Origin of the sequence: Rhodococcus chondri (genome assembly GCF_036327435.1) — a bacterium.
Taxonomy (GTDB): domain Bacteria; phylum Actinomycetota; class Actinomycetes; order Mycobacteriales; family Mycobacteriaceae; genus Rhodococcus; species Rhodococcus chondri.
The window spans coordinates 22169-31102 of the sequence record NZ_JAUZMZ010000048.1 but is presented as its reverse complement, the minus strand read 5'-3'; the positions used below and the strand labels follow the sequence as shown (position 1 = coordinate 31102).

Genomic DNA, 8934 nt, shown 5'->3' with positions numbered 1-8934 from the left:
GGCGTCGGCGGTGCGGAACCGCTCACCGCTGCGTGGAGTGGACGTGATCATGAGCGTTCTCCGGCCTGAACGAAGGAGCGGTCGACGACGAGCACGTCGTCGGCGATCGCGGTGAAGGCCGGCGACCGCGTGAAGATCACCGTGGTCGATCCGCGTCGCACCTCCGGAAGTCGTTCCGCGATGGCGGCTTCGGTGACGGAGTCGACGGCGGTGGTCGGGTCGACCAGGACGAGTACGTCGACGGGAGCGGCGAGGGCCCGGGCCAGCGCGACACGTTGCCGCTGCCCACCCGACAGCAGCCGCCCGGCCTCACCGACCGGGGTGTCGAGTCCGGCGGGCAGCACCCGCACGACGTCGTCGCATGCGGCGGCGAAGATCGCGCGGGTGACGCGGACGTCCGCGTCGGGGATCTCGTCGGGCAACCCCGCGGCGATGTTCTCGGCGACCGTGCCCTCGAACAGGTGCGACGCGTGCGGCGCGACCCGCAGAGCGCGCCGCGCGGCGTCGTGCCCGAGATCGAACAGGTCGACACCGCCGACGAGCACGCGTCCGGCCTCGGGTTCGCGGGTGCGCGACAGCACCCCGACGAGCGCATCGACGGTCTCGGCGTCGGTGTGGACGACGGTCAGCGCTCCCGCCCGGATCGTCAGCGTCAGGTCGCGGATGCTGCCCACGGCGAGTCCGTCGAGCCCGACGGTGGCGCCGTCGGGGCCGGGCCCGATATCGCGGGTTCCGGTGGGCACGGCGGCAGGCGCCTGCAAGATGCCGAGGACCCGCTCGGCGGAGGCCACCGCGGCCGCCCACACGGCGCCCATGTTGGTGCCGAGCGCTGCGAGCGGACCCATGATGACCTGGGTGACCCCGACGACCGTGATGAGCTCGCCGACGGTCATCGATCCGGTTACCGCCATCGCGCCGGCCGCGACCGCGACACCGGCGATGAGCAGACCCGACACGAGTTCCATCGTCGCGATGTAGCCGCCCTCGCTGCGCGCCGACCGCAGCACCCCGTCGAGAGCTCGACGGCTGGCCGCGAGATACCGGCGCGACGCCTCGCCCTCGGCACCGATGCCCTTGACCACGCGGATGCCGGACACGAGGTCGGTGGCGGTGCCGGCGGCGTCCCCGGCGAGCTGCTGTTCTTTGAAACTGCGGCGCCGTAACGGACCCGACGCCTTGTCGAGCAACCACAGGATCAGCGGTGTCCCGAGCAGGATGGCCAGTCCGAGCATCCACGACGTGCTCAGCAGGATGCCCGCACCGAACACGATCGCGACGAGGTGCCCGACCGGGTACACGGCCACGGCGATGCCGCGGGCGAGTTGTTCGACGTCGGACGTCGCGATGTTCAACACGACACCCGGTGGACGCGGAGGCCCGCCGATGCCGCGCACGTCGAGGATGCGGTCGGTGACGCGAGAGCGCAGCCGGTGCTGGACGGCGAGCATGCCGAACTGCCCGATGCGCCCGCCGAACCGGGCGGAGACGGTCAGCACCGCGAACAACGCCGCGAGCGCGAGCAGCCACATCCACAGCGCCCCCGCGTCGCGGGTGGCGATGGCCCGGTCGATGGCCAGGCCCATCACCACCGGCACGAGCGCCTCGCACATCTGGTGCACCGACACGAGCCCGGCGGCCGGGATCGTCCACTTCCGCGCGGCGAGGATCGTGCGCACGGTGAACCGGCGGGGCGTGGTCGCCTCGTCCACCCGGATCTCCGGGGTGGCCGGGGAAATCGGCGGGGGGTCGAACAGGACGGGCAGCTTCATCGGGTCTCCGGTCTGGAACAGTCGCGGCGTACACCTTGCCACGGCGGGCGCATACGGTGGGATGCATGCGTCTGCTCGTGCTCCTCGCCTGCAGCCTCCTCGCCGTCGCGTGCGGTACGGGAGGCGCCGATCGTCCACCGGCGCTGCCGGAGGCACCGGCTCCGGCGGGTGCCACCGAGTTCGTGGCGCGGCCCGACATCGTCGAACCCCGACCGCTGACGATCACGTCGTGGTCGCGGGTGGGCGACGATCGCATCGCGGTGCATTTCGAGACGGGCACCCCCGAATGCTTCGGGGTCGACGCGACCGTCGTCGAAACCGAAGACGTCGTGACCGTGGAGCTTCGGGGCGGGACGCTGCCCGAGGCGCAGGACCGGATGTGCATCATGATCGCTGTCACCGGGGTGCTGGAACTGTCGCTGCAATCGCCGCTCGGCGACCGCAGCGTCGTGGCTGCCTGAGTGATGCACGCTGCCCGTCCCGAAGTTCCACGTCACTGGCTGCTGTATCTGTGCACCGCAACGGCGTTGCTGCACGCGGCGTTCCAGTCGATTCGGGTGCTGGTGTCGTACCGGATCCTCGCCCTCGGCGGCGACGCGGAAGCCATCGGTGTCGTCACGGCGCTCTATGCCCTGGTCCCACTGTTCGCGGCGGTGCGGTTCGGGCGTGCCGTCGACCGCGGACATGCCACCGCGATCCTGCGCATCGGCATCGTGGTCACCGCGGTGGGTGCCGGCCTGATCGCGTTCAGCTCCGGTCTGGTGGTGCTCGGGCTCGGCAACGTCGTCCTGGGTCTGGGCCAGCTCCTCGTCACCGTGTCGGGTCAGGCGTTCGTGTCGATCCTGTCGCCGCCGGGCGAGCTCGATCGCGGGTTCGCGGGCATCACCCTCGGGGTGTCCATCGGGCAGGCGGTGGGCGTCCCCCTCGCGGGTGCGATCGCCGCGACCACGGATGCGGGGTCGGACATCGTCGACACCACCGCGGCCCTGCTGGCGATGACCGCGGTGTCGGCCCTCGCCCTGCCGTTCGTGCTGGGACTGCGGGAACCACCCGGATCGGGGCGCACCGCCGACGACGGCGCACCGCAGTCGGTGCGCTCGATGCTCGCCACCAAAGGCATGAAACCGGCGATGCTGTCGAGCCTGATCGTGCTCGCCTCCGTCGACCTCGTCGTGGTGTATCTGCCGCTGCTGGGCGAAGAGTTCGGCTTCGGTGTGCTGCTGGTGTCGGCGCTGCTCACCGCCCGCACGGTCGCGTCGATCGTGTCGCGGGCGCTGTTGCCGTGGGCGCTGCGCCGCATCCCCCGGCGATGGCTGTTGCTGTCGGCCACCGCGGGCACGATCGTGCCGGTCGCGTTGATCCCGCTGGTGCCCGATCCGTGGGTGATCGCCGCACTGCTCGCGGTGTGCGGCACGTTCTGGGGTGTGGGCCAGCCGTTGACGATGACGTGGGTGGTCGAACTCGTGGCCCCGTCGGATCGGGCGTCGGCGCTGGCCGTGCGGCTGACCGGCAACCGGCTCGGACAGGTCGCGGTACCGCTCGCCGCGGGCGCGGTCGCCGGTGTCGCGGGAGTGGCGGCGTCAGCGGCGGCGCATCCGCACGTAGTCGCTCACCACCGCCGCACCCAACCCGTCGAGGTCCGGAGCGACGACGCGTCCCCCGACCCGGCGTGCCATTCGGTCGACGATGCGCGCCAGCCCCGGATCGTCGCCGAGCCGGAAAATGGTAATCTGCGCGCCGATCCGCGCGAGATGGTCGAGTTCGCGCACGGTCATGCCGAGAGTGCGCGCGCTCGGCGGATAGTCGAACGTCGCGAAACCGTCGGATTCGAGATGTGCGGTGGGTTCGCCGTCGGTGACGACGAGCACCACCGGCTGCGCGTTCGGGTGCCGACGCAGGTGCCGGCCCGCGAGCAGGAACGCGTGATGCAGGTTGGTGCCCTGCTCGTACACCCCGTCGAGTCCGGCGAGTTCGGGAGCCGTCACCACCCGCGCATGCCGGCCGAACGCGATCAGCTGCAGCGCATCACCGCGAAACTTCGTGGCTACCAGATGATTCAGCGCGAGCGCGGTGCGTTTCATCGGCACCCAGCGCCCGTCCATCACCATCGAGAACGACGTGTCGACCAGCAGCGCGACCGCGGCCTGCGTACGCTGCTCGGTTTCGACGACCTCCACATCCGACACCGCCATCCGCACCGGCACACCGGGATCACGCAATGTCGCGTTGGTCAGCGTGCGGACCACGTCCCACGGCTCGGTGTCGCCGAACTCCCACGGCCGCGACGCGCCCGTCGGCTCACCCGTCGCGCCGGCCCGCCGCGTCTCGCGCTGCCCACCACGGGACGAGACCCGGTCCATGACGTCGCGCAGCGCGGTCTGCCCGAGCTGACGCATCGCCTTCGGAGACAGCCGCCACTGCCCGTCGGCGCCGCGATCGAAGAAACCCTGTCGCTGCAGTTCCTTTTCGAGTTCGGCGAGGGTCCGCGCGTCGGCGACGGCCTGGGGTCCGAGATGCCGGGCCAGGGCATCGAGATCGATGTCGTCGAGCGATGCGCCCGCGTACTGCTGCGACAACTGCTCGGCGAGCTGATCGAGTTCGGCGATCTCCTGCAGCGCCCCGGTTCCCTCCCCGAGTCCCATGCCCTGGTCGCCGCGGAACCGCTCCGATCCGGTCCAGTCCTCACCCGGCCGGGCCGCACGCAGGTTCCCGTCGAGACGCTCGAGCTGATTCATCAGCGACGGCGAACCGAAAGCCTGCTGCGCCAGCGCATCCAGTTCGTCGCGTTGCTCCTGGCTGAGCGAGTTCCGCAGGCGCTGCGCGGCGGCGGCGCGCTGCGCGAGCGAATCGAGCAGCTCCTCCACATTCCGGGGGTTCTCCGGGAAGAAGTCGCCGTGCTCGGCCATGAACTGCTCGAAATCCTCCTCCGTGTCCTCCCCACGGGCGTGCTTGTCGAGCAGATCGTTGAGGTCGGAGAGCATCTCGTCGATGCGCTGCCGGTCTTCGTCGGTGGCACCCTCGAGTGCCTGTTTCATGCCTGCGAATCGCTGGTCGAGCATTTCGCGGCCCAGCAGGTCGCGGATCTTCTCGTAGTCCTGCCGCGCCTGCGGGCTGCGCCAGTCGTAGTCGGCCAGCTCCTGCACGGCCTGCGCCGTGGACGGCGGCAGTTCCTCGATGCGCATCTCCGCGAAACGCGCATCGTCGTCGAGGGCGCGCGCCAACTCCTTGCGTTCCTCGAGGACCGCGCGGTCGAGAAGCTCGCGCACCTCGCGCAGGGTGCCGTCGAGATTGGTGTTCTTCAGCAGCTCGCGTTTACGCCGGCTCGCCTGCGCGGCAAGCTTGTCGAGCCCGCGCATGTCCCTGTTCCCACGGCGCAGAAACTCGCGCAGGGCACGTTTCGGGGAGGAACCGGCCAGCACGTCGTCGCCGATCGAGGCGAGCGCCTCACGCAGGTCCACCGGCGGGGCGAGCGGATCACCACCGGCATACGGCCCGTACCGCGCTGCGCGGCTCATCAGGAGTACACCGCCGCCCCGGCATCGTCGGTGTCCTTGGCGATGCGCCGCGCCAGATACAGCCCTTCGAGCGCGAATTCGACGGCAGCGGCGCGTGTTCCGTCGTCGTCCGCACCGAGCCGTTCGGCGACGACGTCGAGCACCGGCAGTTCGGGCAGCTCGTCGAGCAGCACCTTGGCGGTGATGCGCTCACCGGTGACCACCGGATCGCCCTGCTCGACGGCGGCGACCAGTGGAGCCAGGTCGATGCCCGCAAGACGCGACCGGGCGGTTTCGGCGGTGGCGCGCCGCAGCAGGTGTTCGAGGATCTCGAATTCCCTTCCCTCCTCGCCGGATTCGAACTCGACCTTGCCGCGCAGCACCTCCACCACGGTGCCGAGGTCGACGGGCCGCGCCACCGGATCGTTCTCGCCGAGCACCGCGCCACGATGCATCGCGGCCGCGGCGACGGTCTCGGCGCCGGCCACCGCGAACCGCGCCGACACCCCGGAACGCTGATCCACCGACGTGGACTCGCGCAGCAAGCGCGTGAAGCGCGCCAGGATCTCGAGCAGGAAATCGGGGACGCGCGCCTGCAGCTGCGCCTCCTGTTCGATCACCGCGACCTCGTCGTCGAGCTGCATCGGGTAATGGGTGCGGATCTCGGCGCCGAACCGGTCCTTGAGCGGGGTGATGATGCGCCCGCGGTTCGTGTAGTCCTCCGGGTTCGCACTCGCCACGAGCAACACGTCGAGCGGCAACCGCAGCGTGTAGCCGCGGACCTGGATGTCGCGTTCTTCCATCACGTTGAGCAGCGACACCTGGATGCGTTCGGCGAGATCGGGCAACTCGTTGACCGCGACGATGCCGCGATGCGAACGCGGCACCAGCCCGAAATGGATGGTCTCGGGGTCGCCGAGGCTGCGGCCCTCGGCGACCTTGACGGGATCGACGTCCCCCACGAGGTCGGCGACCGAGGTGTCCGGGGTCGCGAGTTTCTCGGCATATCGCTCGCTGCGGTGCCGCCACGCGACGGGCAGGTCGTCGCCGAGCTCGGCGGCGCGGCGGATGGACGCGGGGGTGATCGGTTCGTACGGGTGCTCGCCGAGCTCGGATCCGGCGATGACCGGAGTCCACTCGTCGAGCAGCAGCGGCAGGGTGCGCAGCAGCCGGGTCTTGCCCTGACCGCGTTCACCGAGCAGCACCACATCGTGCCCGGCCAGCAGTGCCCGCTCGAGTTGGGGAACGACGGTGTCGTCGAATCCGACGATTCCGGGCCATGGATCGGTACCGTCGCGCAGCGCTGCGAGCAGGTTCTGCCGGATCTCGTCCTTGACCGAACGCTGCACGTGCCCGGAGGCACGCAGCTCGCCGAGGGTGGACGGGCGTGGTGTGGGTGACGTCACCTCACCCAAGGTACGACGCAACGCCACTTTCGGCACCTCGGATGCGCAACCCCGACTTCGCATATTCCGACCTGCATACCGCGACCGGAACCGCGCCTACACTCCCCCGCATGGATACGTGGCTTCTGGCGGCGCTGCTCGGGCTCGGACTCGCCGCCGCGACCGGGCTGCGGACCTTCCTGCCGCTGCTGATGCTCTCCGCCGCCGTGCACTTCGAACTGTTCGGGATCACGCTGGGCGAATCGATGCAGTGGGTCGGCTCGACCGGGGCCCTCATCGCGCTCGGCATCGCGACCGTCACCGAGGTCCTCGCCGACCTGATCCCGCTCGTCGACAACGCCCTGTCGATGGTCGGCACCGTCACCCGGCCCGTGGCGGGGGCGATCGCGACCTGGGCGGCGCTCAGCGACCTCGACCCCACCTGGGCGGCGATCGCGGGCATCGTCATCGGCGCCCCGACCGCGCTCGCGGTGAGCACCACCCAGACCGGGGTCCGCGCGGCGAGCACCGCCACGACCGCGGGCCTCGGCAACCCGGTGCTGTCGGTACTCGACAGCGCAGTCTCGTTCGTGACCTCGCTGATCGCGCTGGTCCTTCCGCTGCTCGTGATACCGGTGCTCGCGCTGTTCGGCTGGCTCGGCTACCGCGGGTTCCGCCGCCTGCGGCGACCCCGCGGCGTCCGAGCGGCCTGAGTACCGGCACCGGGTGCCCTTCCGGGGGAGGGGCGCCCTTCTGATAGACAATGGGAATGTCGGACATCGAGATCACCTTCTCCAGCGGCGACGTGAACCTGCACGGCAGTCTGCGAGTACCCGTCTCGATCAAAGGTGCGGTGCCCGCCGTGCTGTTGCTCGCGGGCAGCGGCCCCACCGACCGCAACGGCGACAGCGCACTGCTGCCCGGGCCGATCGGCACCCTCCGCCACCTCGCCGACGTGCTCGAACGTCACGGTTTCGCGAGCCTGCGCTACGACAAGCTCGGCAGCGGCGTCACCGGCCTCGGCCCGTACGACGTCGAGGATGTCGCCGACCTCGGCTTCTCCACTTTCATCGACGCCGCGGCCGAGGCGCTGAAGTTCCTCGCCGCCCAGCGCGGCGTCGACGCCCGACGACTGTATGTGGTGGGACATTCGGAAGGCGCGCTCATCGCCCTGTCGCTCGCTCAGACGAACTCCGGCATCTCCGGCCTGGGCCTCCTCGAGCCGCTCGCGGTACGCCTTCTCGACCTGCTCACAGCCCAGATCGACGCTCAACTCGACGCCGTCGTCTCCGCGCGTCAACTGCCCGTCCAGATCGCCGACGAGCTGCGTGTCGCGCTCACGGGAGCGGTCGAGTCACTGCGCGCCGACGGCACCCTCAGCGACGACCTTCCCGAACCGCTCCGCAACGCAGGTCTGGTCTCCGCCAACGCCAAGGCCCTCGCCGAGGAGGACGCACTCGACCCGCGGATGCTCGCTGCGCAGATCGACGGCGACCTTCCCGTTCTGACCAGTGTGTCGTCCAAGGACATCCAGGTGCGGGTCGAGGACGTCGACGCCCTCGACGCCGCGCTCGTACACACCCGCCTGACGTCGTTGCGCATGCGGCGCACCAACCACGTCCTCAAGGACATCGGCGATCAGCAGTCCACGGGCGCCGACTACGTCGCGGACCTGCCCTATTCCGACGAGTTCACCAGCGGGTTCGAGGAATGGATCAAAACTCTCTGACCCACCGGTCCGCGAATTACCAGAAATACCAAATGTCAACATTGCGTTGTTGGTGTATGGTTTCCCGTTAACCCGTAGGTGCACACGAGAAAGGTACGGTCCCGATGCGATACAAGCACCACAAGCGTTGTTCCGTACCGTTCGCGCACCTGCACTACTGCTTCGCCACGAGGCGACCCCGAGAATAGAGTCCACCACACCGACTCATTCTCGGGCACCCGGGCACCACGCCCCGGGTGCCCTTTTTCATATCTGTTGACAGGAGAACACCATGAAACTACGACTGGGAGCATCCGGGTCCGTGCCCAAGACCCTTCCGAACGACCTGACCGGTCACGCCATCACCATCGACCTGAGCCACGTCGATGCCGAGAAGGGCGCGCTCGCCGCCGATCTCATCCGGGATCTGCTCGAGCGCGGCGCAGCGAGGCTCGTCATCTCCGACGGCCGCGGCACCACCGACATCGAACTGCCGTACCGACAGGAAACCGCCCACCCGCACGCGGCCTGACCCAGGCCGGGCGGGCGGGCGGTCGCCCGTCTCGAGTACTCGAACC

General features: G+C 69.8%; 7 protein-coding genes and 1 pseudogene. 5 read left to right on the top strand and 3 right to left on the bottom strand.

Annotated elements, in window-relative coordinates:
* Positions 1-47: 47 nt before the first annotated feature.
* On the bottom strand, positions 48-1769 hold the full coding sequence (locus tag Q8814_RS10780; protein WP_330152008.1) for an ABC transporter ATP-binding protein: 1722 nt from the start codon (positions 1767-1769) through the stop codon (positions 48-50).
* 65 nt (positions 1770-1834) lie between these two features.
* Between Q8814_RS10780 and Q8814_RS10775 the strand changes: the two genes are divergently transcribed.
* Together Q8814_RS10775 and Q8814_RS10770 are read left to right on the top strand one after the other, a co-directional pair.
* Positions 1835-2230, top strand: a complete 396-nt coding sequence (locus Q8814_RS10775) for a hypothetical protein (protein ID WP_330152007.1) — start codon at positions 1835-1837, stop codon at positions 2228-2230.
* A 3-nt stretch (positions 2231-2233) separates the two neighbouring features.
* Positions 2234-3349: pseudogene (locus Q8814_RS10770) on the top strand (MFS transporter); the annotation flags it as partial.
* Here the strand turns inward: Q8814_RS10770 and Q8814_RS10765 are convergent.
* On the bottom strand, positions 3350-5284 hold the full coding sequence (locus Q8814_RS10765) for a vWA domain-containing protein (protein WP_330152006.1): 1935 nt from the start codon (positions 5282-5284) through the stop codon (positions 3350-3352).
* A complete protein-coding gene (locus Q8814_RS10760; protein ID WP_330152005.1) occupies positions 5284-6669 on the bottom strand; it encodes a sigma 54-interacting transcriptional regulator in 1386 nt (461 codons plus the stop codon). Before Q8814_RS10760 ends, Q8814_RS10765 begins: the two co-directional genes overlap by 1 nt.
* Before the next feature lie 110 nt (positions 6670-6779).
* Here Q8814_RS10760 and Q8814_RS10755 point away from each other — a divergent pair, with 110 nt between their 5' ends.
* The 3 genes from Q8814_RS10755 to Q8814_RS10745 all read left to right on the top strand — a co-directional run bounded on the left by Q8814_RS10755 (position 6780) and on the right by Q8814_RS10745 (position 8888).
* A complete protein-coding gene (locus tag Q8814_RS10755; RefSeq protein ID WP_330152004.1) occupies positions 6780-7361 on the top strand; it encodes a DUF4126 domain-containing protein in 582 nt (193 codons plus the stop codon).
* Between the two features lie 56 nt (positions 7362-7417).
* Complete coding sequence (locus tag Q8814_RS10750) at positions 7418-8377, top strand: alpha/beta hydrolase (protein WP_330152003.1); 960 nt, start codon at positions 7418-7420, stop codon at positions 8375-8377.
* A gap of 271 nt (positions 8378-8648) precedes the next feature.
* Entirely contained in the window at positions 8649-8888 is a 240-nt protein-coding gene (locus Q8814_RS10745; protein WP_330152002.1) for a hypothetical protein, read from the top strand.
* Positions 8889-8934: the final 46 nt, after the last annotated feature.